We start from the raw sequence: 22,889 nt of genomic DNA, 5'->3' as shown, positions 1-22,889 counted from the left end.
CGCGTTCTAAATCGTGTGTGATTCCATGTAGGATCATGTCACGCCTCAGGGTCGAGCGCACGTCGTCGACTCGAGGAGTCCCGATCCACCTCAGCAGAAACGACGGCGCATGGCCCACACGATCACCCGCGACATCGCGTACCGGCACGCGGACACCCGCATGCTCGGATGCCTCCTGGCCGGTGCCCGCGCCGGGGATGCCGTCGGCGCGCGCCCTGGCATCCTGCTCGTCCACGACGCCTTCGGGCTCACCGCCGACCTCGTCGCGCTCGCCGAGCGCTACGCCGCCCTCGGCTACACGGTGTTCGCCGCCGACGTGTGGGGCGAGCGGTTCCAGCCGACCACGGGCGAGCAGATCGGCCGGCTGATCGGGTCGATGGCCGGCGACCGGGACGAATGGATGTCGCGCATCCGCGCCGCCCACCTGGCCGCCGCCGCTCAGCCCGAAGTCGACGCCGCGCGCATCGCCGTCGTCGGATACTGCGTCGGCGGGTCATCCGCCCTCGAGTACGTGCGCACCGGTGGCGACGTCGCCGGAGCCGTCAGCATCCACGGCGGCCTCGACCTCGTCGCCGGCGACTGGTCGGCCGCGACGAGCACGGCGAGCGTGCTGCTCTGCACCGGCGCCGCCGACCCGATGGCCGCACCCCGGCACTGGCAGCCGATCAAGGCGGGGCTCACCGACGCGGGCATCGACTGGGAGTTCGACCTCTACAGCGGTGCGCAGCACGCCTTCACCAACCCGAAGGCCGATGCCCTCGGCATGCCGGGTGCGGCCTACGACGCCCGCAGCGCCGCCCGAGCATGGGCCCGCACCGTCAGCTTCCTCGGCGAGCTGTTCGCCGAGGCCCCGAAGTCGTCGTCCACCGGCGCGTAAGAGAAGCAGGGACATCCATGACCGATATCGCCATCATCGGCGCCGGGCCCGGCGGGCTCGTCACCGCACTGCGTCTGCACCAGGCCGGGTTCCGGCCCACGATCTACGAGACCGTGCCCGAGCTGAAGCCGCTCGGCGTCGGCGTCGACATCAAGACGGTCGGCACCCGCGAACTCGACGACCTCGGCCTGCTCGACGAGTTCCGCGCGATCTCGGTCGACGCCGAGGACTCGATCTTCTTCAACCACTACGGCCAGGAGATCTACGCCGAGAAGTGCGGCGTGCACATGGGCTACCTGCACGAGCAGCGCTTCGTGCACCGGGGCATCCTCCAGATGCTGCTGTTCCGCACGGTGCTCGAGCGCCTCGGCGCCGAATCGGTCGTCCTCGGCGCGCGCGTCGCCGCCTACGCGCAGGACGCCGACGGCGTGACGCTCGACCTCGAGCACCGGGACGGCCGCACCGAACAGGTGCGCCACGACGCCGTCATCGCCGCAGACGGGATCAAGTCGGCCGTCCGCCGCCAGATGCACCCCCAGCAGGCCGAGCCCGAGTTCTCGGGCATCACGATGTGGCGCGGCACGACGCTGCGCGAGCCCATCCGCGGCGGGCACACCATCCTGCACCTCGGCGACCCGCGGGTGTCGACGATGATCGTGTACCCGATCGCCGAGAACTTCGAGGGAACCGGTCTCGACCTCATCAACTGGGTGGTCGAGACGAACGGCGAAGAGACCGTCGAGGACTGGAACCAGGTCGCCGACCCCGAACAGATCATCCCCGCGTTCGACACCCTCGAACTGCCCTTCCTCGACGTGCAGCAGCTGATCCGCGACGCGCGCGAGGTCTACCTCTTCCCGCTCATCCGCCACTTCCCGCTCGATAGCTGGGTCGACGGCCGCGTCGTGCTGCTCGGCGACGCCGCGCACGCCATGTACCCCCGCGGCGGCAACGGCATCACGCAGGCGATGCTCGACGCCCGCGTCCTCGCCGAGCACCTCACGCAGCACGGCGACCCGCGCGACGCGTTCGCCGCCTACGACGCCGACCGGCGCGAGATCGTGAACCGCATCGCCGACAACATGCGCGGCGAGGGGTACGAGGTCATCAGGCGGATCGTCGCCGAGCGCACCGACGGCAAGCCGTTCGATGACATCGAAGCCGTGCTGCCGCTGGCCGAGGCCGACGCCATCTTCTCGAAGTACCACGCGCTCGTCGGCGCCCCGCGCCCCGGCCACGAGGCCGGCGAGGCGACGGGCTTCCGCACCTGGCAGGTCGACGGGGTGCGGGTCGGCGGCAGCGAGGCCGGGGGCGTCCATGAGTGACATCCGCGACGCCACCCCCGACGAGCGCACCGCGATCCTGGCCGTCGAGGCCGCCCGACAGGCGGCCCTCATCGACGGCGACCTCGACACCCTCGCCCGCATCTTCGACGACCGGCTCGTGCACATCCACGCGCCCGGCGTCGTGCACGACAAGCGGATGCTGCTCGAACACGTCGGCACCCGCCGCGCGTACCTGTCGATCGAGCGCGGCGAGCTCGCGATCCGGGTCGTCGGCGACCTCGCCATCGCGACCGGCCCCATCGTGAACGAACTGCGCAACCCCGACGGCTCCGCCCGCACCCAGCGCGGCGTCGTCACGCAGGTGCTCGTCCGCGACGGCGACGACTGGCGGTTCCTGAACTTCCAGCTCACGCCGCTCGGCGAGGAGGTCTGGGGCAAGCTCCCGTCCGAGCAGGCCGCGTCGGCCGCGCAGAGCGCGAACACCGAGGAGGCGGCGCGATGAGGCTCGCCCGATTCCGCGTCGGCGACGGATCCGCCCGCATCGGCCGCGTCGACGGCGACACCCTCGTCGACGTGTCGGCGGTGCCGGGCGTCGGCACGTCGCTGCGGAGCATCCTGCCCGACCTGGCCGAACTCGCGCCCGCGATCCGAGCCGCCGACGGCCCGCGCCACGCGCTCGCCGAGGTCGTGCTGGAGGCGCCGATCGACGCGCCGCAGAAATACCTCGGCATCGGCATGAACTACAAGGAGCACGCCGAAGAGGCGCGCCAGGCCGGCATCCCGACGCCCACGAGCCAGCTGTGGTTCAACAAGCAGGTCTCCTGCATCGTGGGCCCGCACGCCGACATCGTGAAGCCCGCGGTGAGCGACCAGCTCGACTACGAGATCGAGCTCGGCGTGGTCATCGGCCGGCCCGCCCGGCACGTGCGCGCCGCCGATGCGCGCTCGTTCATCGCCGGCTACCTCGTCGCGAACGACGTCTCGGTGCGCGACTGGCTGCAGAAGCGCTCGCCCACGTTCACGCTGGGCAAGTCGTTCGACACGCACGGCCCCATCGGCCCGTGGCTCACGACCGACGACGAGATCGACGACCCGCTCGATCTCGCCATGCGGCTGACCGTGAACGGCGAGGTGCGGCAGGACTTCCGCACGAACGACATGATCTACGACGTCTACGAGCAGATCGAGTATCTGTCGACGGTCATGACGCTCATGCCGGGCGACCTCCTCGCCACCGGTACACCCGCCGGCATCGGCGCGCCGACCGGCCGGTTCCTGAAGGCCGGCGACGTCGTGCGCGCCGAGATCGAAGGGCTCGGCGCGATCGAGAACCGCGTCGTCGACGAGGTGCTGCCATGACCCGCACCAGCATCCACCTCGAGTCGTTCGCGCACGAGAACCCGGTGCCCGTGGCATCCCGGATCGGGCCGTACCTGTACTCGGGCGTGCTCACCGCGCGCGACCCGCGCACGAAGGAGATCCCGGAGGGGCTCGACGAGCAGGTCGCCGTCGTGTTCGAGCGCATCAGGGAGCTGATGGCCGCCGCCGGCGGCGGCACCGGCGACATCGTGAAGCTGACCTTCTGGGTGTCCGAGCTCCGCGACCGCACCGCGATCAACCGCGAGTGGGTCGCCATGTTCCCCGACCCGGCCGACCGGCCCGCACGCCAGGTGATGGCCGCCCGACTCGACCGCGGGGCACTCGTGCAGTGCGACGTCGTGGCCGTGCTCGCGGCGGATGCGCGAGAGCATCGGCGATGACCGAACAATCCAGCGAGATATCGCATATGATGTCGCACACGATCCAATGGAGGATGGACCCGCGATGACCGACACCAAGACGATTCCCAACGAGACCGTGGCGGTCGCCGCGGCACGGGAGGCCGAACCCCACTCGTGGTTCGGCTGGGCATCCTCACGCTTCGCCGTGATCGCCGTGTGGATCCTCCTCATCGGGCTGTTCATGGTGCTGCGCCCGCAGAACATGTTCCACCCCGGCACCTGGGGCTCCATCTTCGGCGGCCAATCCGACCTGGTCTTCCTCTCGGCCGCGCTGCTCTGCACGATCATCGTCGGCGAGTTCGTCGACATGTCCGTCGCCTCGAACTTCGGGCTCGCAGCCATCCTCGTGGTCGTGCTGAACGTCACGCACGGATGGAACGTCTGGATCGCCGCACTCGTGGCGATCGCCGTGTCGACGCTCGCCGGCATCATCAACGGTCTGCTCGTCGTCCGAGTCGGCGTGAACACCATCGTGGTCACCCTGGGCATGGGCACCGTGCTGCTCGGCATCGCCAGCTGGGTGAGCAACCTGCAGCCGGTGAGCGGCCTGCCCCCCGAGTTCTCCAGCGTCGCGACCACCCGCATCGGCGGGCTGCCGATCACGTTCTACCTCGCGGTCGCGCTCATGCTCGTCTTCGCCTACCTGCTGCAGTTCACCCCGCTCGGGCGCAACATGCGGTTCGTCGGCGAGAACCGCGAGGTCAGCCGGCTCGCGGGCGTCCGGGTGAACCGCATCCGCGTCGGCGCCTTCACCTTCGCCGGACTCATCGCCGGCATCGGCGGCGTGCTCTCGGCCGCCTACTTCGGCGGCGCCGAGGCCATGACCTCGCAGACCTACCTGCTGCCCATGTTCGCGGCGACGTTCCTCGGCACCGCGATCTTCCAGCCCGGGCGCTTCAACCCGCTCGGCACCCTCGTCGCGGTCTACTTCCTCGCGACCGGCGTGCTCGGCCTGAAGTTCCTCGGCGCGAGCCCCGCCATCTCGAACATCTTCTACGGCGGTGTGCTCGTCATCGCCGTCACGATCTCCACGATCCTCCACCGCCGGGCGAGGTAGCCCGGGGGCGCAGGCGCACCACCGCAATCCGAACTGTCAACGATGCCGAGTAAGGAACCCACAGCATGAACACCATCACCGCACGTCGCGCCCGGGGCATCCTCGCCGCCGGTGCCATCGCCGTGACCGCCGCAGCCCTCGTCGGGTGCAGCGAGGCCGGCGCCGAGCCGCCCGCGGCCACCACCGGCAGCGAGAGCAACGTCGACTCGTCGCTCGACGCGGCCCTCGAGGCCGTCTCGTCGCCGCTCGACGCGTACCCCATCCCCTCCGAGCCGATCGACGGCGTCGCCGACCTCGCCGGCCAGACCGTCTACTACGTGCCGATCACCCTCCAGTCGCCGCAGTTCTCGATCGTGAGCGCCCAGCTCACCGAGGCCCTCGGCAACGTCGGCATCGACGTGCAGGTCTGCGACGGCAAGGGCAACCCGAGCGACATCGGCTCCTGCATCGGCCAGGGCACCCAGGCCGGCGCCGCCGCCATCGTCACCGACGCGGTGCCGTACGGGCTCGCCGCGAACGCGCTCGACGCGGCGCAGGCCGCCGGGATCCCGGTGATCATCGCCAACCAGATCGCCGACGAGAACCACCCCACCTCCGAGACCCTCGGCTTCGTGCCCGCGGGCGGCTCCGACCAGGAGGTCGCGATCGCGCAGTGGATCACCAAGGACTCGGACGGCACGGCCAACATCCTCATGAACCGCACCGCCGACGGCCCCTCGCAGAAGGCCTACGTGCAGGCCGGCCTCGACGAGCTCGAGCAGATCTGCCCCGACTGCACGGTCACGATCAACGACGTCTCGTCGTCGAACTTCCCGCAGGTGACGCCGTCGGTGAGCGCCGCCCTGCTGAACGACCCGACCATCGGCTACGTCGTGAACGACTTCGCGCAGTTCCTCCAGCCCACCCAGGGCGGCGTGCAGGCGGCCGGCATGATCGACTCGGTCAAGGGCGTCACCGGCTCCGTCGGCGTCGGCGGCCTGCAGGCCCTCGCCTCGGGCACCTACCTCTACGCCGCCACCGGTCAGGCGAACGCCTACCAGGGCTGGGTCGAAGCCGACCTGGCGCTGCGCCTCATCACCGGGACGCCGGCACCCGAGTACACCATCCCCGTGCGCCTCTTCACCCGCGACAACATCGACTCGATCGAGCTGACCGAGGAGGCCGAGGCGTCGGGCGAGTGGTTCGGTCCGACCACCTTCCGCGACGACTTCCTCGCGCTGTGGGGTGTTGCGTGACCCTCGGCACCATCGACGGGGTGCGGGCGGAGACGCCCGCACCCCGGGGCACCCGGCTCGCGGTCGACTCGCTGTCGAAGACGTTCGGCCGCAGCCGAGTGCTGAAGGACATCTCGTTCGACGTCCGCGCCGGCGAGGTGCACGCCCTCGTCGGCCAGAACGGCTCGGGCAAATCGACGGTGGCGAAGATCCTCTCGGGGCTCTACACTCCCGACCCGGGCGGGGTGGTCTCGTTCGACGGGCGCCCCTTCGACCTGCCCGTGACCCCGCTCGACGCCCGCACTCGCGGCATGGCGATCGTGCACCAGAGCCTCGGACTCGTCGACGAGTTCACGGTGCTCGACAACCTGCGGGTCGGCCGGCTCGAAGCGACCGGCCCGTTCCGCCGGGTCGACTGGAAGCGCGAACGCGCCGCCGCGAAGGCGGTCTTCGACCGCATCCACCGCGACGTCCCGCTCGACGCGCGCGTCGGATCGCTGAACGAGGAGGAACGCGCGGTCGTCGCGATCGCGCGCGCCCTGCAGGATGCCACGCCGGGCAACGGTCTCATCATCTTCGACGAGTCGACCCGCGCGCTCGGCCGGCGAGCACTCGAGAGCTTCTTCACCCTGCTCGACGAGATCGTCGCCACCGGCACCGCCGTGCTGCTCATCACGCACCGCCTCGAGGAGGTCGTCGACGCGGCCGATCGGGTGACGATCCTGCGCGACGGCGCCGTCGTCGAGTCCGGCCGCGAGGTCGCCGGCATGACCGAGGCGACGCTCACCACCCTCATCCTCGGTCGCGACCTCATCGAGCTCGGCGAGCACGACCGGCCCGCCGCCGGCAACGGCGCACCGGTGCGGGTCGAGGGCGTCACCGGGCTCGGCGTGCACGACATCGGCTTCGAGATCCGCCCCGGCGAGGTGCTCGGCCTGACCGGCCTGGCGGGCTCGGGGTACGACGACGTGCCGTACCTGCTCGCCGGCGTGTCCCCCGCATCGGCGGGGTCGGTCACGATTCCCGCCGCGGAGTCGACCGGCGCCCAGGCATCCGCTCGTGACATCCGGCTGCCCGGCCTGTCCCCGAGCGACGCGATCGCCGCCGGTATCTCGCTCATCCCCGAAGGGCGCGAACACGCCGGCATCGCCGGCACGCTCTCGGTCGCCGAGAACGTCGCGTTCCCGCAGACGTCGCGCGCGCGCCGCCAGCTGATGCCGTTCTCGATCCGCGGCGAGCGAGCCCTCGCGGAGCGGTGGATCGAACGGCTCGACGTGCGACCGCCGCGCCCCGACGTGCCCGTCGCGACGCTGAGCGGCGGCAACCAGCAGAAGGTCTTCGTCGCCAAGTGGCTCGCGACGGACCCCGACCTCCTGCTGCTGCACGAACCGACCCAGGCGGTCGACATCGGCGCCAGGCACGTCATCGCGGACGCCATCCGGCGGGCCGCCGCCGACGGCACGTTCGTGCTCGTCGCCGGCTCCGACGAGAACGAGCTCTCGCTCGTCTGCGACCGGGTGCTCGTGTTCGCCGACGGCGCGGTGCGGCAGGAGCTCACCGCCCCCATGAGCCCCGACGACATCGTCGGCGCCATCTACGCCGACGGGTCGCGGGCGAAGCTCCGCCAGCGCGCCCCGCTGTCGGAGCCGTCGGCCGGATCGCACGAGGATGCTCCGCATGACTGACGACCGCGACATCGACGGGTTCTTCTCGACCGCACGGGTGAGCGGTCGCGACGAGGCGGTCACCCTCGACGCCGCGAGCTACCGGCAGTACCTCTACGCGCTCGACGACGACGAGCTCGCGCCCTGGCGCGGCATGTCGTACGAGGAGTTCACCGCGGCCCGGCAGGGCAACGAGTTCCTGCGCGAGCTGCTCGCCGACTGGGATGCGCGCTACGCCGAGCCGTTCCGCGGCGTCACCGCCGACGGGGTGGTGCGCGACGAGGTCTGGCCGCTCCCCGATGCGGGCGGCGACGCGGGCGCCGACGCGGATGCCGACGCCGGCGCCGCGGGCGACGGTTCGCTCGTGGCATCCGCTCGGCACCTGCTCGCGACGCTCGCGCCCGACCAGCTCGACCGCCTGCGCTACCCGATGGACGCGCCCGACTGGCGCGGCTGGAGCAACCCCGAGTTCGTCTTCCACCGCAACGGGCTCCGCCTCGAAGACCTCGCCGAGCCGCAGGTCGAGGCGATCCTCGCGGTCGTCGAGGCCTCGCTCAGCCCTGAGGGATACACGCGCGTGCGCGAGGCGATGGCGCTGAACGGGTTCCTCGGCGAACTCACCGAGCTGCCGACGATCATGAACGAGCGCAGCTACTGGTTCAGCCTGTTCGGCGACCCGTCGACGGATGCCCCGTGGGGCTGGCAGCTGTTCGGCCACCACGTAGCGGTCAACTTCGCGACCGTGGCCGGGGTCGACGTCATCGCGCCGGTCTTCATCGGTGCCGAGCCGGCGCTCTCCGATGGCGCGCGGCCGCCCTTGTTCGACGAGCGCGAGCGGCTCGCCCTCGAGCTCGCCGCCTCGCTCACGCCCGCCCAGCGCGCCGAGGCCGTCGTCTACGCCTCGGTGCTCGACCCCGCCATGCCCGAGGGCAGGCTGCACCCGGCCGACGAGCGCCATGTCGCCGGGGCGTTCCAGGACAACCGGGTGGTGCCGTACGAGGGCATCCCGGTGTCGCGGCTCGACGAGCGCCAGCGCGCCCTGCTGCGCCGGATCGTCGAGGACTTCCTGCTGCTGCTGCGCGAGCCGTCGAGGCGGCGTGCGCTCGAACGGTACGACGCGTACCTCGATGAGACGTGGTTCTCGTGGTACGGCGCGACCGACGGCACGCAGCCGGTGTACTTCCGTGTGCAGAGCCCCGTGATCCTCGCCGAGCTCGACAACCACGCCGGCGTCTGGCTCAGCAACCGCCTGCCCGCGCGCTTCCACGTGCACACGACCCTCCGCCTGCCCAACGGCAACGACTACGCCCGCGCCTACCTGGCGCAATGGCGCGCCCGCGCCCGCGCCTAACCCGCCCCCGCCCCCCGCCCCGCCCCCCGCCTCCGCCCCCCCCGCAGCAAGGTCGATCTGTGCATGCGAGGTCGCCCGCTCGGGCACTCGCACGCACAGAACGACCTTGGAGGTCACCCGAGCGACCGGGGTCGACGGGTGCGCGGGACGCCCATCGCGTCGAGGCGGCGCACGACGGGCGTCTCGGCGCGGCAATCGCGCCAGTCCCATCGGTCGAAGGCACGCAGACGCCGGCGAAGCGCGTTCTCACGATCCTTCTCGGCGATGACCGTCTCCGCCGACTCCGCGATGTCGGCTCGGCGGTACTTGCCGCGTCCGTCCGCTTCGGCGCCCGCCTCGACGTCGCGCCAGAAGAAGTCCACCTGGGCGGTGATGCCGAGCTCGTCGAGGTACAGCGAGTGCTGCAGTTCGGGCTCGGCGAAGCCGTGGCGCTCGAACAGCAGCCGGCTCGCCGTCTCGAGCACGCTGTCGCAGCGATCGGTGGCACGCTCGAGCACGGCTTCGGTGCGCCGGCTCCCGCGGTACGGAAGCATCCGTTCGTGTTCTGCGCGGAGCCGCTCGATCGTCGTGAGTGCCGGACGGTCCTTGGGGTGGCGAGGGGCGCGAAGCGCCGCATCGACGGCGGCGAGTGCGTCTGCGACGGGAGCCGCACGGCACAGCTGGATCAGCGTGTACTCGATGCTCGTCATGAGGATGCCGCCCACCTCCACGATGGCGGGTTCGCCGATGCGTGACACTTCGACGACGCCACGACGTCGATGGCCGTTGCGGGTCGCGCCGAGCAGCACCACGTCGTCGGGCCAGCGCCCGATGATCGGCAGCCCGAGCACCGCCGCGGCCGAGTACGACGTGAAGATCGGTCGCTCGAGGGTCACGGCGGCGGCTCGGACCAGTTGTGCGTGCCGCTGGCTCGGAAAGCGCGCGGGCCGATCGGAGACGACACGGTAGGCGCCCGGGCGTACGCGCTCGATCTCACCGGCCCGGCGAGCCGCTCGAAGGGCGGCGTCCAGGCCGAGGTCTCGGGCGTCTCTGGTGAGGATGAGGCCGTGCGGCCCGGGGACGAGACGGGGATCCATCGCCGCAGCTTCCATCACTGCGCAGCGCCGGCGATGGGGCGCTCATTCGTTCCGTGGAGAACCATGCGCCCGCAGCAGGTGGGGAGGAGCGCTCGCCGGCGGCCGCGGCTCATCCGTCGTCAAGGTCGCGATGGGCGTCCACGGATGCCCCGGGGCGGGCGTGGACGCACGCATCGACCTTGATCGGGGTGAAGGGCGGAGGGCGGGCGGCGGGGGCGGGAGGCGGCGCTCAGGCGAGCTCGGACTCGCTCGGGGCGTGGCCCGCGAGGGCCGCATCGTAGGTCGTCACGGCGGCGAGGGTGTTGACCTCGTGCTGGCGCGCGGCGGTCTCGATGGTGTCGGCATCGGCGCCCGACTCGATGAGGTCGAGGAGTTCGCCGTGCTCGACGACCGATGCCTGGGCGCGACCGGGTGCATACCAGTACGCCGACCGGCGGATGAAGTCGAGCCGCGCCCACTCGTTCGTGACGAGGTCGTTGAGCCGGTCGTCGTCGCACTTCGAGCACAGCAGCTGGTGGAAACGCCGGTTGAGCACGCCGAAGAGGTTGGTGTCGAGGTTCGCGAGCGCTTCGCCCATCTGCTCGTTCAGCGAGCGCGCCGCGGCGAGGTCGTCGGCCGTGAGGTGCGGTGCCGACAGCGAGGTGGCGAGGCCCTCGAGGCGGGAGAGCAGTCGGATGGTGCGCTCGAACGCGTGCGCGTCGAAGGTGCGCACGACCGCGCCGACGTTCTGGATGATGTCGACCCAGCCCTCGGCCTCGAGCCGGCGCAGCGATTCGCGCCAGGGCACCGAACTGATGCCGTGTTCACGGGCGAGCTGGTCGATCACGAGGCGGTAGCCGGGGCCGTAGGTGCCGTCCATGATGCGCGCCTTGAGAATGACGTACGACTGCTCGGCCTTGCTCGGTGGCATCCTCGGTCCTCTCGTGCGTTCGTCGATTGTATGGGAAATCACACACGATCTGCGACCGGCTCGCTCGCGGCCGGTGCGCCGGGTGCGCCGATCAGGTCGAGCAGCCCGCGCACGGCAGGGTCGGATGACCCGCCCCGCCCGGTGAGCACGAGCACGCGCAGCGCGCCCGGATCGGGATGCACCGGCCGCACCGTGAGGTCGAATCTGCCGAGGCTGGCGCGATCGGGGTCGGGCAGGAGGGCACGGCCGACGCCGGCTTCGATGAGCGGCACGATCGTCTGGATGGTGCCGACGGTGCGCACGTCGCGCGGCACGATGCCGTGCCGGAGGAACGCGGCGTCGACGAGTTCAGGCAGGCTCGGCACGGCGGCGGTCCGCTGGGGCAGGAACACGATCTGGTCGTCGAAGTCGCGCAGGGCGACGCGGTCGGATGCCTCGGAGCCCGGCGGCAGCGCCGCGACGAGCGGCACGTCGCCCCAGTCGACGATGTCGTACGCGTCGCGGTGCCGCGCGATGAAGCGGCCGTGGTCGGCGACCATGATCGCGGCGAGGTCGACGCGGCGCTGGGCGAGCAGGTCGAGTGCGGTCCACGGCGGCGGGTCGACGAGCCGGATCTCGATGTCGGGCGCGACGGCCGCGTGCGCGCGGACGAGCGACGGGATGCGGTGCCACATGAGCACGGGCACCGCGGCGAGGGTGAGGGTGCCGCTCGCCCCGCCAGCGGAGCGGCGGATGGTCGCGACGATCTCGTCGACCTCGCCCAGCACGCGGGTCGAGGCATCCAGCAGGTACCGCCCGGCGCTGGTCGGCTCGACGCCGCGCGACGAACGCACGAGCAGTCGCACCCCGAGTTCGGTTTCGAGCTTCGCGATCGCCACGCTGAGCGGTGGCTGGGACATGTGCAGGCGAGCCGCGGCCGCGGTGAGCGAGCCCGCCTCGACCACGGCGGCGAAGTAGCGGAGCTCGCGCAGTTCCATAGGAAGCAGACTAGTTCGTGGCATCCGATATAGCTCTGGTGTATGGCGACCAGAGTGAGACGGTAGTTCCGCCGGCGGCCCTGCGGTGTGACGCTGGCTGCGAGACATCCGATCGATTGGAGACGCCGATGCTGCCGGTCACCAACCCGAACCCGCCCTTTCAGATCACGCGTGCGAGCCACGTCACGATGGCGGTCACCGACCTCGCCAAGAGCCGCGACTTCTACCGCGACGTCGTCGGACTCGTGGTGACCGAGGAGACGAGCGACGCGATCTATCTGCGCGGTCTCGAGGAGGCAGCGCATCACAGCCTGATCCTCGAGCAATCGGATGTCGCGCAGGCGCGTCGTGTCGGACTTCGAGTGCGCAGCGAGCAGGACATCGTGTTCGCCGAGCGGTTCTTCAAGGCCAACGACATCGAGTTCCAGCGCGTCGAGCGCGACCACCAGGGCCCGACGCTGCAGTTCCGCGACCCCGTCGGCACACTCATGGAGTTCACCAGCGAGATGGACGTCGTCGAGCGCAAGATGCAGCGCTACGACGAGTACCGTTCGGGCGCCCCGCAGCGCATCGACCACTACCAGGTCGTCACCTACGACGTGCAGAAGGCGACCGACTTCTGGACGAGCCTCGGCATGCGGATGTCGGAGTACACCGCGAAGGACGGCACCGACGAGCTCTGGGGCTCGTGGATGGAGGTCAAGGGCAACACCCACGACCTGGTGTTCACGAACGGTCGCGGCCCGCGGCTGCACCACTTCGCGTTCGCCGTGCCCGACGCGACGTCGCTCATCCACGCCGCCGACGTCGCCGGCGCGCTCGGCGCGGGCAACGAGATCGACCGCGGACCGGGGCGGCACGGCATCTCGAACGCGCTGTTCCTCTACCTGCGCGACCCCGACCAGCACCGGGTCGAACTGTTCAACACGCACTACCAGTTCATCGACCTCGAGACCCCGCCGATCCGGTGGGACGTCACCGACCCGCGCCGGGCGCAGCTGTGGGGCATGCCCGCCTCGCGCCGCTGGTTCTTCGAGGCCAGCGAGTTCCCCGGCGAGGAGGTGCACGAGCCGCTGCTGACGGCGAACCCCGACACGCTGGAGGACTACCTCGGGATCCACTGAGCGGGGTGCCCGTCGCGCCCGGTTCCTGGCACACCTCTCCGGCGCCTCCGGCACTGATGCGCCTGTGGCATCAGTGCCGGAGGCGCGCGCACCGGCGGGCGCCGTATGCCACAGACGCATCACTGCCGGAGCCGCGTGCGGGCACACAAGCAGCGCGAAGAAGACTGGTCGGCGAATGCGTCCGAGCGGGCCAGAGGTGGAGCCGATGACGGGAATCGAACCCGCGCTGTCTGCTTGGGAAGCAGAAGTTCTACCATTGAACTACATCGGCGTTCGCCGCAATCGCGGCGTCGAATCATCCTAACAACGCCGTCGCCGAATCCCGCATCCGGCCCGCCACACGACGAACGTGCCGCGTCGCGCATACGGCCTGCGAGAGGCTGACCCCATGGGGGCCATCGATCTTCGACACCGCATCGTCGCCGTGTGCATCGCGCTCGCCGCGACCGCGTCGCTCGCCGGATGCGCGTCACCGGGGCAGCAGCGACTCGAGCACGCCATCCAGGAGCAGGTCGCCGCTGCGGCCGACGGCGCCGGGTTCGTCTCCCAGTCGCCGGGGCTTGAGGCGCCGGCGGATGCGATCGGCGCGTACGCGCGGAGCATCCAGGACGAACTGGTCGGCACCGGCGTGGAACCGCGGGGCGACTCGGGCTGGATCCCGGGTTCGCCCGACAGCGCCGAGCCGTTGCGACTCGTCGCGATCGAGCCGCGCACCGATGCGGCGTGGGATGCGCCGGTCGGCGCGCTGGTGCTCGCCAGCCGGCTGACCGTCGCCTCGGACCGCGACCGAGCTCCCTACGACCACTGCGTGCGGGTCGAGTTCGACCGGTGGGGGTGGATCGAGGGGTCGGTGCACGGCACCGCGTGCCCCGACCCGCTCACCGAGGTCGCGCCGCCCCCGGATCCGCGCGCTGTCGTGCCCGAGTCCGCCGAGGCGGTCGCGGTCGCGGCGCTCGCCGCGGCAACGACGACGATGACGGATGCCTCGGCCGACGAGCTTGCCGCCACGATCGCCGCGCAGCTGCCGCCCGACCCCGACGGTCGCCCGGTCGCCGAGGTGCGCGTGCTCCGCGACGGCGATCGGGTCGGCCTCGCGATGGGCGACGCACGCGACTGCCTGCTGGTTCGCGCCGAGGGCGGGGTCGCCGAGCGGATCCACGTGCAGCGGATCCTGCTGCAGCCGGGCGAGCTGGGCTGCCGGCCCGAGACGGCGTTGCGCACCGAGTTCCCGACGACGCACTGAGATCCGCGAGCGCTGGCTAGGCTGGCTGCCGTGCTGCTCTCAGACCGTGACATCCGGGCCGAGCTCGACCGCGGCCGCATCCGACTCGAGCCGTCCGAGCCGAGCATGCTGCAGCCCAGCAGCGTCGACGTGCGGCTCGACCGGTACTTCCGGCTCTTCGACAACCACAAGTACCCGTTCATCGATCCGGCTGAAGACCAGCCTGAGCTGACCCACCTCATCGAGGTGCGGCCCGACGAGCCGTTCATCCTGCACCCGGGCGAGTTCGTGCTGGCGTCGACGTTCGAGGCGGTCACCCTGCCCGACGACGTCGCCGCGCGACTCGAGGGCAAGAGCTCGCTGGGCCGGCTCGGCCTGCTCACGCACTCGACCGCGGGCTTCATCGACCCGGGGTTCACGGGCCATGTGACGCTCGAGCTCTCGAACGTCGCGACGCTGCCGATCAAGCTGTGGCCGGGCATGAAGATCGGCCAGATGTGCTTCTTCCGGCTGTCGTCGCCGGCCGAGAAGCCGTACGGTTCGGCCGACTACTCGAGCCGCTACCAGGGGCAGCGCGGGCCGACGGCGTCGCGATCGTTCCAGAACTTCCACCGCACCGATGTGAGCGTCACGGATGCGGGCGCGACGGGCGCGTAACCACCGAACGGATGCCTCGCCGGGCGCGTCGTCCGGCGCGGGCTACACCAGCAGCAGCACGCCCGCGACGATCATGAGCGCGGCGGTGGCGAAGTGCACGCCGACCGCTGTGGCGACCCGACCGCGATTGCGGAGGATCATCACGCCGTCGCCGATCGGAATGAGCGTCTCGACGAGCAGTGCGACACCTGCGGCTGCGGGGCCGAAGCCGATCAGGATCACGATGACGAGCAGCCCCGTCACGATGTCGCGCGGCCCCTTGATGTGCTGCCACGGGGTCACCTCGGGTGTGATCTCGCTCGTGAACCCGAACCCGCGGGAGATCGCGGTCGGGGCGATGGCGTAGCTGATGCCGATGAGGATGATGCCGAGCGTGGGCAGCATGGCGAGGACGGCGCCGATCCAGGTGGCGGGGGTGAACTGCGTGAGATCCAATTCGGGGCCTTTCGTAGGGATTCTTTCACTGAAATATTTCTAGCGACGCTAGCATCTCTTTCATCGCGGCGCTAGGGTTGGATTCGTGGCAACCAGTGAACGGATGGCGCGGCGTCGCGAACAGCGGCGGCTCGCGATTCTGGCCGCCGCACGCGAGTTCGCCGAGACCGAGGGGTGGCAGGCGGTCACCTCGCGGCGTCTGGCCGACGCGATCGACTACACCCAGCCGGTCATCTACTCGCACTTCGACTCGATGGACGCGGTCATCGACGCGGTCGCGGTCGAGGGGTTCGCCGAGCTGGCACGAGCTCTCGCCGACGCCCGCTCCGAGGCATCCGACGACCGCGGCGCCCTCGAAGCCGCGAGCCGCGCCTACCTCGGCTACGCCGACGCCCACCCGGCCATGTACGACGCGATGTTCGTTCGCGGCACCGCCCTCGCGTTCGCCGACGAACGCACCGAGCCCGAACTGCGTGCGGGATTCGCCGAACTCCGCGGCGCGGTCGAGCCGTTCGCCGACGACCCCGACACCCTCGCCGAGCTGCTCTGGGCGAGCCTGCACGGGCTGACCCTGCTGCAGCGCAGCCAGCGCATCCCAGGTGACCGCGACGTGCGGCTGCGCGCGCTGCTCGCGCTCATCGCCGGAGCCGACTCGGCGCGCTGAGGCTGCGGCACCCGCGTCCGCCCGCTCGCCCGCTCCCGTCGACACTCCGTCAACCCCTCGCCCCGCCGGCCGGTGAGCCGATAGGCAGGAGGCATGTCATCGATCGACGCGCTCGCCGAAGCCTGCGCGCGTGCCGCGCTCGCGGCGGGCGTGCGGGTCGCCGTCGCCGAATCGCTCACGAGCGGGGCGATCGCGACCACGCTCGGCAAAGCGCCCGAAGCGAGCGAGTGGTTCTCGGGCGGGGTGGTCGCCTACGACGCCGAGGTGAAGTTCGCGGTGCTGGGCGTCGACCGCGGGCCGGTCATCACGGCGAAGGCCGCCCGGCAGATGGCCGAGGGGCTGCTGCACCTCATGCCCGTCGAAGCGGTGGTCGCGGTCACGGGGGCGGGCGGGCCGGGCCCCGAAGAGGGCGAACCGGCGGGCACGGTCTTCATCGCGCACGCACGGGTGGGGCATCCGGATGCTCCGCCGCGCGCCGCCGTCGACGAGCACCGGTTCGACGGCGACCCGAGCGAGGTCGTGCACCAGACCGTCGAGGCGGCGCTGCACGCCCTGCTCGCCGAACTCGAGGCGCCCGCGTGACGGACGCCGCCGCTCCGGACGCGACCGGCTTCGGCATCGAAGAGGAGTTCGTGCTCCTCGACCCCGAGACCCTGCGCCCGGCGCCGGTCGGGCCCGAGGTGCTCGCCCGACTGCGGGCCGCCGGATTCGAGACCGCGACGTCGGAGTTCCTCGCGTCGCAGGTCGAGTTCGCCAGCCCCGTGTTCCGCGACGGTGCGGAGGCGACGGCCGAGCTCGCGCGCTTCCGCAGCGTGCTCGCCGGCATCGCCGACGGGTTCGGCGTCGTCGCGGCGTCGACGGGGACGCCGTTCGACAGCGGCGACGATCCCGAGGTGTTCCCCGAGGCGCGGTACGCGCGCGTCCACGACGACATCGGCGCGATGATCGCCGACCACCAGGTGTGCGGCCTGCACGTGCACGTCGGCATCGCCGACCGTGCCGACCGGGTGCGGGTGCTGAACGGGCTGCGGGCGTGGACGCCGATGCTCACCGCGCTCGCCGCGAACGCGCCGTTCCACCGCGGCGCGGACAGCGGGTTCGCGAGCTGGCGCACGGTGGTGCTGCGGCGGTGGACGACGCACGGCATCCCGGCGCGGTTCGCCGACGAGGCCGACTACGACCGGCGGCTCGCCGAGCTCGCCGCCGGAGGGGCGCCCGCGCTGCGCGCCCTGTTCGCCGGTCCACCGCCGCGGTCTGCGTGACGTTGCGTGCGGCGCCTTCCCGTTGCATCCGGTGCGCGCTACCGTGGCGAGCAGAGGCGGCCACCGCGCCGCACGAGATGGGGGAGGACCGACATGACCGGACCACGACCCGGCGGCGTGACGCTCGTCGCAGTGATCGCCTGGATCTCGGGGGCGCTGCAGATCATCGGGGGCGTCATCCAACTGTTCCCGGGCGGCCAGAACTTCGGCGCGGGCGTGTGGGCCATCATCATCGGCGCCATCACGATCGTGGTCAGCCTCGGGCTGTTCCGCGGCTCGAACGTGTCGCGCATCATCGTGACGATCGTGTTCGCGATCAACCTCGTGTCGGCGTTCTTCCTGCTGTTCGCGGCGCCGTCGTCGTTCTGGTCGTCGCTGTTCTCGGGGCTGCTCGCGCTGGTCGGAATCCTGCTGCTCTACACGAAGCCGGCGAACCGCTTCTTCAGCTGATCGGCACGCCTCGTCGCGGCTGAGCGCGGGCGGGCAGGATCCGCCGGCTCAGCCGCAGTGCGCCCGCTCAGCCGTGCACCGCCGCCGGCTGCCGCGGGCCCGAGGCGTCGACCGCGTCGAGCCCGCCGGCGACGAACGCGTTGACCGCGTCGAGGGTGGCATCGAGCCCGAGGACGCGGTTGTGGCCGCCGCCGGTCGTGACCACGAGTCGGGAGCGTTCGCCGTGGGCCTCGTGCACGCGCACGGCCTCTCCGACCGGCACCTCGCGGTCGTCGCGGTCGTGCACCAGCAGCAGCGGCACGTCGCTCGGCAGCGGGTTCGCGACGTCATCGAACCGCCGGAGCCTCGCGTCGTCGTCACCCAGCACGATGCGGGCGAAGCGGGATGCGAGCTGATCGGCGGTGGGGGTGCCGAGACCGACGCCCGCGGCGAAGGCGTCGACCACGAACCGCGCGGCGGACATGCCGGCGATCGCGACGACGCCGCCGGTCGCGACGCCCTCGCGTACCGCGGTGTGCGCGGCGACTGCGCCGAACGAGTGCCCGACGATCGCGCGGAACCGGCCGTGGCGGCGTTGCAGTTCCTCGATGACGGCGAGCCAGTCGCGGATGTCGGCGCGCCGACCGGGTGCGTCGCCGTTCGCGGGCGCGTCGAAGGCGACGACCCGGTACCCGTCGGAGCGCAGTTCGCGCACGATGGATCCGAACTGCGATGCCCGCCCGCGCCATCCGTGCGCGAGCAGTACGACCTCGGCGCCGTGACCCCACTCGTAGACGAGCGCGTCGCGATCGCGGACGCGCAGGCGGGTGATGCGGGCCGCGGCGTGCACCGCCCGGTCGCCGTCGCGCACGCGCATCGGCGGCCGGGTGGCGGTGAACAGCGGCTGCGCGACGCGCGCGGCGAGCACGGGCGAGACGCGTTCGGCCGTGCGCGCGGTGGCCAGCACGGCAACGACGGTGGGATGCATCGGAACCTCCGGATCTTCGGTGACGCAGCGTGCGCGCGCGGCGCACCAGCTCTGAGCCGTCCATCTGTACGAACGATCGTTCGTATAACAGACCACAGAGTATACGATCGTTCGTGCGTACACTAGGGGGATGCAGATTCCGGCTGACATCGTCGACGGGCGGAGGCTCCGAGGGGATGCTTCGCGTCGCGCGGTGCTCGCCGTCGCCGTCGATCTCGCATCCGTCGAAGGGCTCGACCACCTCTCCATCGGTCGCATCGCCGCCGTCTCCATGGTCAGCAAGTCGAACGTGGCGACGCTCTTCGGCAGCAAGGAGCGGCTGCAGCTCGCCGCCGTCGAGGCCGCACGCGAGCGGTTCCTCGCCACGGTCATCGAACCGGCGCGTGCGGCGCACCCTCGCGGCATCCGGCGCCTCACCGCCCTGCTGGACCGGGTCGTCGCCTACTCGGAAGACCGCGTCTTCCCCGGCGGATGCTTCTTCTCCGCCGCCGCCGCCGACTTCCATGCCAAACCGGGCGAGGTGCGCGAAGCCCTGGCCGCCGTGCTCGACCGGTGGGTGGGCTACCTCGCGGTGCAGGCGCGTCACGCGGCCGAGCAGGGCGAACTGCCGGGCCTGGACGATCCCGATCAGCTCGGATTCGAGCTCCAGGGCACCTTCGAGTGGATGAACCTGCTCGCCGTCATCCGAGACACCGACGAACCGTACCGGCGCGCCCGCACCGCGTACCGCGCGCGCCTCATCGCGCTGGGCGCCGACCCGGCGATCGCCGACCTGGTGCTGCAGCCCGGAGCCGCGATGCGGTCCTGACGAGGCCGCATCCTTCCATCGTGGTGCACGATGGAAGGATGGATGCCGCGCTCGCGACCGCATTCTCGGCGCCGCTGCCGGGCTGGCTCGTCGCCGACCCGCACGCCTACGCCGCACGCGAGCTCGCCACACCCGAACAGCGCACGGATCTCGTCAACGAACTCGCCGACCGCAACTGGCGGGCCGGCAACGGCGGACCGTTCGCGGCGATCGTCGTCGACCCGGCGACGGGCGAACTCGTGTCGATCGGGGTGAACGTCGTGCTGTCGACCGGGCTCAGCTCGGTGCATGCCGAGGTCATGGCGCTGAGCCTCGCCCAGACCCGCCTCGGCCGGTGGGATCTGGGCGACGGCGCCGACCTCGAACTGGTCGTCAACTGGCGACCATGCGTCATGTGCTACGGGGCGACCATGTGGTCCGGGGTGCGCGGGCTCACCATCGCCGGCGACGGCCCCGAGTGCGAGGAGCTCACCGGATTCGACGAGGGCCCGATGCATCCCGACTGGATCGAGCAGTTCGAGCGGCGCGGCATCCGGGTGACGATCGGGCCGCGGCGCGACGAAGCGGTCGACGTGTTCCGCGCGTTCGGCGCCTCCGACGCCGTGGTCTACAACGCCCGCGACGAACGCTGACGCCGGATGCACGCAGCCGCCCCCAGGTGGGGGAGGATGGCAGCGGAACCCGAGGTGATGAGATGACGACCCCTGCGCAACGACTGCCCGAGACTGCGGTGCCGCCGGCACCCGTTCCCTTCGACGCCAGCGCCCTGATCCAGCCGATCGACCAGGCCGAACTCCAGGCGTACGCCCGCCAGGTGGGAGGGTCGAGTCGGCGCGCCCGCCTCATCCGGCGCGCGGTGATCATGGTCGTGACGCTGTCGATGGTCGGCATCGTGATGATGTCGACGCTGTCCTCCACGCTCGCCGCGACCGGGGGTCGCTGGACGCCCTCGGCCATCGCGCAGGTGGTCTTCATGGCGGTGATGCTCGTGGTGTTCGTCGTGCCGTGGCGCCTGCGCGTGCCGGACCGCATCGCGACGATGCTGCGCCTCGACCGCTTCGCGCGGGCCAACGGCATGAGCTACCAGGCGGGGCTCGGCAACCCCGCCCTGCCGGGCATGATCTTCGGCATCGGTCATTCACGGCAGTCGCTCGACCTCGTGCGCGGCCTGCAGCCGCGGTTCGTCGAGTTCGCCAACTACCGGTACACGACCGGCAAGGGCAACACGGCGACGGTGCACAAGTGGGGGTACGTCGCTGTCAAGCTCGGTGCGCCGCTGCCGCACATCGTGCTCGACGCCGTCGGCAACAACGGCCTCACCGGATCGAACCTGCCCATGGCGTTCGACAAAGGCCAGCGGCTGAGCCTCGAGGGCGATTTCGACCGGCACTTCGCGCTCTACTGCCCCGAGGGGTACGAGCGCGACGCGCTGTACCTGTTCACCCCCGACATCATGGCTCGGTTCGTCGACAACGCCGCTGCGCTCGACGTCGAGATCGTCGACGACTGGCTCTTCCTCTACGCCAAGCGCGACTTCTCGACGCTCGACCCGGCGACCTGGGCGTGGCTGTTCTCGGTGGTCGGCGCCCTGCTCGACAAGTTCGCGCAGTGGGAGCGGTGGCGCGACGACCGGTCCGGAGCGCCGGACGCGGCGGCTGCGGCTGCGTCGGTCTCCCTCCTGCCGTTCGCTGTGCCCGCCGCCGCACCGGTTCCACCGCTGATCGCCGAGCCGCAGGTGGCACCGCAAGGCCGTCGGCTCGGCCGCACCTTCAAGCGGTGGCCGGTCGTGCTCATCGGCGGATTCGTGGCGCTCTGGCTGCTGATCTTCCTGACCGGCGTGATCTCCGAAATGATGCTACGGTGACGCGCCCGGACGACGGCGAGGTGGCCGGATGACCGCCCCGGCAGCAGGCCGACCCTCCGGAGGGCGGATGCCGTCGGCATCCGTCGCCTTCGACGCCCGCGCCCTGACCGAACCCGTCGACAAGGCGCAGGTCAGGTCGTACGCGCAGCACCACTCGGGCCGCGGCGGGTCCACCGGTTCCGCAGTGCGCTGGACCGGGGTGATCATCGTCGGCGTCGCCGTCGGACTGCTCGCGATGAGCCTGATCCTCTCGATGGCCGTCGGTGGTCAGGCGGGCCGGGGCGGTGGCGGATTCATGCCGACGGGGCAGTTCGTGCTCGTCGCACTGACCGGGGCGGCGGTGCTGGTCTTCAGGCGGATCAAGGCGGCGGCGCGCGCCGAACGGATGTTCCGCCTCGACCGCTTCGCGCGTGCCAATGGGATGACCTACCAGGCAGAGCTCGCCGCGCCGGGGTTGCCCGGCATGATCTTCGGCCTGGGCGACGGGCGGAGGGCGACCGACCAGGTGCGCGGAGACCATCCGCGGTTCGTCGAGTTCGCGAACTACGAGTATCAGACCCGGGCCGGCAAGCGGAAGGCGGTGCACACGTGGGGCTATGTCGCCGTCAAGCTCGGCGTGCCGCTGCCGCACATCGTGCTCGACGCCGTCGGCAACAACGAGCTGTTCGGCTCGAATCTGCCCATGGCGTTCGACAGGGCTCAGCGGCTGAGCCTCGAGGGCGACTTCGACCGTCATTTCACGCTGTACTGTCCCGCGGGCTACGAGCGCGATGCGCTCTACCTGTTCACGCCCGACATCATGGCTCGGTTCGTCGACAATGCCGCCGCGCTCGACGTCGAGATCGTCGACGACTGGTTGTTCCTCTACGCCAAGCGCGACTTCTCGACGCTCGACCCGGCCATGTGGGCGTGGTTGTTCTCAGTGGTCGGCGCCCTGCTCGACAAGCTCGCGCAGTGGGAGCGATGGCGCGACGACCGGCTTGCGGTGGAGCGGGCGGATGCCGCCCGCTCCACCGCGGTGCCGAGCCCCGAACCTGCGGGCGTCGACGGCCGGCCCGCGCCCGGGCTGCCCTTCGCGGCGCCGCTCGAGTCGCTGCGCCCACCGCCCGGCGTTGCGCCGCCCGGGCGACGCCTGTCGCACGGGATCAAGTGGGGGCCGATCGTGATCGTCGGGCTGATCGTGCTGGTGTGGCTGATGCAGTTCGCCGGCGGGTTCTTCACGACCCTGCTGCGCTGAGCGGTG

Annotated in this window: 25 protein-coding genes, 1 tRNA gene and 1 pseudogene; 20 read left to right on the top strand and 7 right to left on the bottom strand. The window is 71.2% G+C overall.

The genetic code is table 11. The features are described 5' to 3' along the window. Positions 1–109: 109 nt before the first annotated feature. The 9 genes from MTO99_RS14115 (at position 110) to MTO99_RS14075 (ending at position 9,230) form a co-directional block, all read left to right on the top strand. The gene (locus MTO99_RS14115) at positions 110–877 is read left to right on the top strand and encodes a dienelactone hydrolase family protein (protein WP_243554272.1); all 768 of its coding nucleotides are present in this window, start codon (positions 110–112) and stop codon (positions 875–877) included. A gap of 17 nt (positions 878–894) precedes the next feature. Beyond that, positions 895–2,202 carry an FAD-dependent monooxygenase gene (locus MTO99_RS14110; RefSeq protein ID WP_243554271.1) on the top strand — a complete coding sequence of 436 codons (1,308 nt, stop codon included), beginning with the start codon at positions 895–897 and terminating at the stop codon, positions 2,200–2,202. Further along, positions 2,195–2,665, top strand: a complete 471-nt coding sequence (locus MTO99_RS14105) for a nuclear transport factor 2 family protein (protein WP_243554270.1) — start codon at positions 2,195–2,197, stop codon at positions 2,663–2,665. The genes MTO99_RS14110 and MTO99_RS14105 overlap by 8 nt, the downstream gene beginning before the upstream one ends. Then, a complete protein-coding gene (locus tag MTO99_RS14100) occupies positions 2,662–3,522 on the top strand; it encodes a fumarylacetoacetate hydrolase family protein (RefSeq protein WP_243554269.1) in 861 nt (286 codons plus the stop codon). The genes MTO99_RS14105 and MTO99_RS14100 overlap by 4 nt, the downstream gene beginning before the upstream one ends. Then, positions 3,519–3,923, top strand: a complete 405-nt coding sequence (locus tag MTO99_RS14095; RefSeq protein WP_243554268.1) for a RidA family protein — start codon at positions 3,519–3,521, stop codon at positions 3,921–3,923. The genes MTO99_RS14100 and MTO99_RS14095 overlap by 4 nt, the downstream gene beginning before the upstream one ends. A gap of 64 nt (positions 3,924–3,987) precedes the next feature. Continuing rightward, a complete protein-coding gene (locus MTO99_RS14090) occupies positions 3,988–5,001 on the top strand; it encodes an ABC transporter permease (RefSeq protein ID WP_243554267.1) in 1,014 nt (337 codons plus the stop codon). Positions 5,002–5,066: 65 nt separating this feature from the next. Next, positions 5,067–6,236 (top strand): sugar ABC transporter substrate-binding protein, encoded by a 1,170-nt coding sequence (locus tag MTO99_RS14085; protein WP_243554266.1) that lies wholly within the window; start codon positions 5,067–5,069, stop codon positions 6,234–6,236. Next, positions 6,233–7,900, top strand: a complete 1,668-nt coding sequence (locus MTO99_RS14080; RefSeq protein ID WP_243554265.1) for a sugar ABC transporter ATP-binding protein — start codon at positions 6,233–6,235, stop codon at positions 7,898–7,900. The genes MTO99_RS14085 and MTO99_RS14080 overlap by 4 nt, the downstream gene beginning before the upstream one ends. Continuing rightward, positions 7,893–9,230 (top strand): DUF3500 domain-containing protein, encoded by a 1,338-nt coding sequence (locus tag MTO99_RS14075; protein ID WP_243554264.1) that lies wholly within the window; start codon positions 7,893–7,895, stop codon positions 9,228–9,230. Before MTO99_RS14080 ends, MTO99_RS14075 begins: the two co-directional genes overlap by 8 nt. A 113-nt stretch (positions 9,231–9,343) precedes the next feature. Here MTO99_RS14075 and MTO99_RS14070 read toward each other — a convergent pair whose 3' ends face one another. The 4 genes and pseudogenes from MTO99_RS14070 to MTO99_RS14060 form a co-directional block, all read right to left on the bottom strand. Further along, complete coding sequence (locus MTO99_RS14070) at positions 9,344–10,105, bottom strand: hypothetical protein (RefSeq protein ID WP_243554263.1); 762 nt, start codon at positions 10,103–10,105, stop codon at positions 9,344–9,346. Between the two features lie 72 nt (positions 10,106–10,177). After that, positions 10,178–10,306 (bottom strand): annotated as a pseudogene (locus tag MTO99_RS19195) (type IV toxin-antitoxin system AbiEi family antitoxin domain-containing protein); the annotation flags it as partial. 229 nt (positions 10,307–10,535) lie between these two features. After that, positions 10,536–11,216 (bottom strand): GntR family transcriptional regulator, encoded by a 681-nt coding sequence (locus MTO99_RS14065; protein WP_243554262.1) that lies wholly within the window; start codon positions 11,214–11,216, stop codon positions 10,536–10,538. Positions 11,217–11,254: 38 nt separating this feature from the next. Then, positions 11,255–12,193: a LysR family transcriptional regulator gene (locus MTO99_RS14060; protein WP_243554261.1), complete on the bottom strand. Its 939-nt coding sequence runs from the start codon at positions 12,191–12,193 to the stop codon at positions 11,255–11,257. A 128-nt stretch (positions 12,194–12,321) separates the two neighbouring features. Between MTO99_RS14060 and hpaD the strand changes: the two genes are divergently transcribed. Beyond that, positions 12,322–13,317 carry a 3,4-dihydroxyphenylacetate 2,3-dioxygenase gene (gene hpaD / locus MTO99_RS14055; RefSeq protein ID WP_243554260.1) on the top strand — a complete coding sequence of 332 codons (996 nt, stop codon included), beginning with the start codon at positions 12,322–12,324 and terminating at the stop codon, positions 13,315–13,317. A 197-nt stretch (positions 13,318–13,514) separates the two neighbouring features. Here hpaD and MTO99_RS14050 read toward each other — a convergent pair. Then, positions 13,515–13,588 (bottom strand) — tRNA-Gly (locus MTO99_RS14050). 117 nt (positions 13,589–13,705) lie between these two features. On the opposite strand from MTO99_RS14050, the gene MTO99_RS14045 reads away from it, so the two are divergent. Together MTO99_RS14045 and dcd are read left to right on the top strand one after the other, a co-directional pair. Continuing rightward, entirely contained in the window at positions 13,706–14,560 is an 855-nt protein-coding gene (locus tag MTO99_RS14045) for a hypothetical protein (RefSeq protein WP_243554259.1), read from the top strand. A 30-nt stretch (positions 14,561–14,590) separates the two neighbouring features. Then, positions 14,591–15,196, top strand: a complete 606-nt coding sequence (gene dcd / locus MTO99_RS14040) for a dCTP deaminase (RefSeq protein WP_243554258.1) — start codon at positions 14,591–14,593, stop codon at positions 15,194–15,196. A 42-nt stretch (positions 15,197–15,238) separates the two neighbouring features. Here the strand turns inward: dcd and MTO99_RS14035 are convergent, their stop codons facing one another. Further along, positions 15,239–15,631, bottom strand: a complete 393-nt coding sequence (locus tag MTO99_RS14035; RefSeq protein WP_243554257.1) for a DUF4267 domain-containing protein — start codon at positions 15,629–15,631, stop codon at positions 15,239–15,241. An 85-nt stretch (positions 15,632–15,716) separates the two neighbouring features. On the opposite strand from MTO99_RS14035, the gene MTO99_RS14030 reads away from it, so the two are divergent. The 4 genes from MTO99_RS14030 (at position 15,717) to MTO99_RS14015 (ending at position 18,007) form a co-directional block, all read left to right on the top strand. Further along, entirely contained in the window at positions 15,717–16,295 is a 579-nt protein-coding gene (locus tag MTO99_RS14030) for a TetR/AcrR family transcriptional regulator (protein WP_243554256.1), read from the top strand. A gap of 93 nt (positions 16,296–16,388) precedes the next feature. Next, a complete protein-coding gene (locus tag MTO99_RS14025) occupies positions 16,389–16,877 on the top strand; it encodes a CinA family protein (RefSeq protein ID WP_243554255.1) in 489 nt (162 codons plus the stop codon). Beyond that, a complete protein-coding gene (locus MTO99_RS14020) occupies positions 16,874–17,557 on the top strand; it encodes a carboxylate-amine ligase (RefSeq protein ID WP_243554254.1) in 684 nt (227 codons plus the stop codon). The genes MTO99_RS14025 and MTO99_RS14020 overlap by 4 nt, the downstream gene beginning before the upstream one ends. Positions 17,558–17,650: 93 nt before the next feature. Further along, on the top strand, positions 17,651–18,007 hold the full coding sequence (locus MTO99_RS14015; RefSeq protein WP_243554253.1) for a hypothetical protein: 357 nt from the start codon (positions 17,651–17,653) through the stop codon (positions 18,005–18,007). Between the two features lie 67 nt (positions 18,008–18,074). Here MTO99_RS14015 and MTO99_RS14010 read toward each other — a convergent pair whose 3' ends face one another. Then, entirely contained in the window at positions 18,075–18,974 is a 900-nt protein-coding gene (locus MTO99_RS14010; RefSeq protein ID WP_243554252.1) for an alpha/beta fold hydrolase, read from the bottom strand. A 130-nt stretch (positions 18,975–19,104) separates the two neighbouring features. On the opposite strand from MTO99_RS14010, the gene MTO99_RS14005 reads away from it, so the two are divergent. The 4 genes from MTO99_RS14005 (at position 19,105) to MTO99_RS13990 (ending at position 22,883) form a co-directional block, all read left to right on the top strand. Continuing rightward, positions 19,105–19,782: a TetR/AcrR family transcriptional regulator gene (locus tag MTO99_RS14005; RefSeq protein ID WP_243554251.1), complete on the top strand. Its 678-nt coding sequence runs from the start codon at positions 19,105–19,107 to the stop codon at positions 19,780–19,782. Between the two features lie 38 nt (positions 19,783–19,820). Further along, a complete protein-coding gene (locus MTO99_RS14000) occupies positions 19,821–20,414 on the top strand; it encodes a nucleoside deaminase (protein WP_243554250.1) in 594 nt (197 codons plus the stop codon). Positions 20,415–20,476: 62 nt separating this feature from the next. Then, complete coding sequence (locus tag MTO99_RS13995; RefSeq protein ID WP_243554249.1) at positions 20,477–21,646, top strand: hypothetical protein; 1,170 nt, start codon at positions 20,477–20,479, stop codon at positions 21,644–21,646. A gap of 67 nt (positions 21,647–21,713) precedes the next feature. Beyond that, the gene (locus MTO99_RS13990; RefSeq protein ID WP_243554248.1) at positions 21,714–22,883 is read left to right on the top strand and encodes a hypothetical protein; all 1,170 of its coding nucleotides are present in this window, start codon (positions 21,714–21,716) and stop codon (positions 22,881–22,883) included. The last annotated feature ends 6 nt before the right edge of the window (positions 22,884–22,889 follow it).

It is taken from the genome of Agromyces larvae (genome assembly GCF_022811705.1).
Lineage (GTDB): Bacteria > Actinomycetota > Actinomycetes > Actinomycetales > Microbacteriaceae > Agromyces > Agromyces larvae.
This window is presented reverse-complemented; position numbering and strand designations above follow the sequence as displayed.

Bases quoted from the DNA above. Each gene is read 5' to 3' on its own strand.
- MTO99_RS14115 (WP_243554272.1), top strand. From the start codon at position 110: ATGGCCCACACGATCACCCGCGACATCGCGTACCGGCACGCGGACACC.
- MTO99_RS14110 (WP_243554271.1), top strand. From the start codon at position 895: ATGACCGATATCGCCATCATCGGCGCCGGGCCCGGCGGGCTCGTCACC.
- MTO99_RS14105 (WP_243554270.1), top strand. From the start codon at position 2,195: ATGAGTGACATCCGCGACGCCACCCCCGACGAGCGCACCGCGATCCTG.
- MTO99_RS14100 (WP_243554269.1), top strand. From the start codon at position 2,662: ATGAGGCTCGCCCGATTCCGCGTCGGCGACGGATCCGCCCGCATCGGC.
- MTO99_RS14095 (WP_243554268.1), top strand. From the start codon at position 3,519: ATGACCCGCACCAGCATCCACCTCGAGTCGTTCGCGCACGAGAACCCG.
- MTO99_RS14090 (WP_243554267.1), top strand. From the start codon at position 3,988: ATGACCGACACCAAGACGATTCCCAACGAGACCGTGGCGGTCGCCGCG.
- MTO99_RS14085 (WP_243554266.1), top strand. From the start codon at position 5,067: ATGAACACCATCACCGCACGTCGCGCCCGGGGCATCCTCGCCGCCGGT.
- MTO99_RS14075 (WP_243554264.1), top strand. From the start codon at position 7,893: ATGACTGACGACCGCGACATCGACGGGTTCTTCTCGACCGCACGGGTG.
- MTO99_RS14065 (WP_243554262.1), bottom strand. From the start codon at position 11,216: ATGCCACCGAGCAAGGCCGAGCAGTCGTACGTCATTCTCAAGGCGCGC.
- MTO99_RS14060 (WP_243554261.1), bottom strand. From the start codon at position 12,193: ATGGAACTGCGCGAGCTCCGCTACTTCGCCGCCGTGGTCGAGGCGGGC.
- hpaD (WP_243554260.1), top strand. From the start codon at position 12,322: ATGCTGCCGGTCACCAACCCGAACCCGCCCTTTCAGATCACGCGTGCG.
- MTO99_RS14045 (WP_243554259.1), top strand. From the start codon at position 13,706: ATGGGGGCCATCGATCTTCGACACCGCATCGTCGCCGTGTGCATCGCG.
- MTO99_RS14025 (WP_243554255.1), top strand. From the start codon at position 16,389: ATGTCATCGATCGACGCGCTCGCCGAAGCCTGCGCGCGTGCCGCGCTC.
- MTO99_RS14015 (WP_243554253.1), top strand. From the start codon at position 17,651: ATGACCGGACCACGACCCGGCGGCGTGACGCTCGTCGCAGTGATCGCC.
- MTO99_RS14010 (WP_243554252.1), bottom strand. From the start codon at position 18,974: ATGCATCCCACCGTCGTTGCCGTGCTGGCCACCGCGCGCACGGCCGAA.
- MTO99_RS14005 (WP_243554251.1), top strand. From the start codon at position 19,105: ATGCAGATTCCGGCTGACATCGTCGACGGGCGGAGGCTCCGAGGGGAT.
- MTO99_RS14000 (WP_243554250.1), top strand. From the start codon at position 19,821: ATGGATGCCGCGCTCGCGACCGCATTCTCGGCGCCGCTGCCGGGCTGG.
- MTO99_RS13995 (WP_243554249.1), top strand. From the start codon at position 20,477: ATGACGACCCCTGCGCAACGACTGCCCGAGACTGCGGTGCCGCCGGCA.
- MTO99_RS13990 (WP_243554248.1), top strand. From the start codon at position 21,714: ATGCCGTCGGCATCCGTCGCCTTCGACGCCCGCGCCCTGACCGAACCC.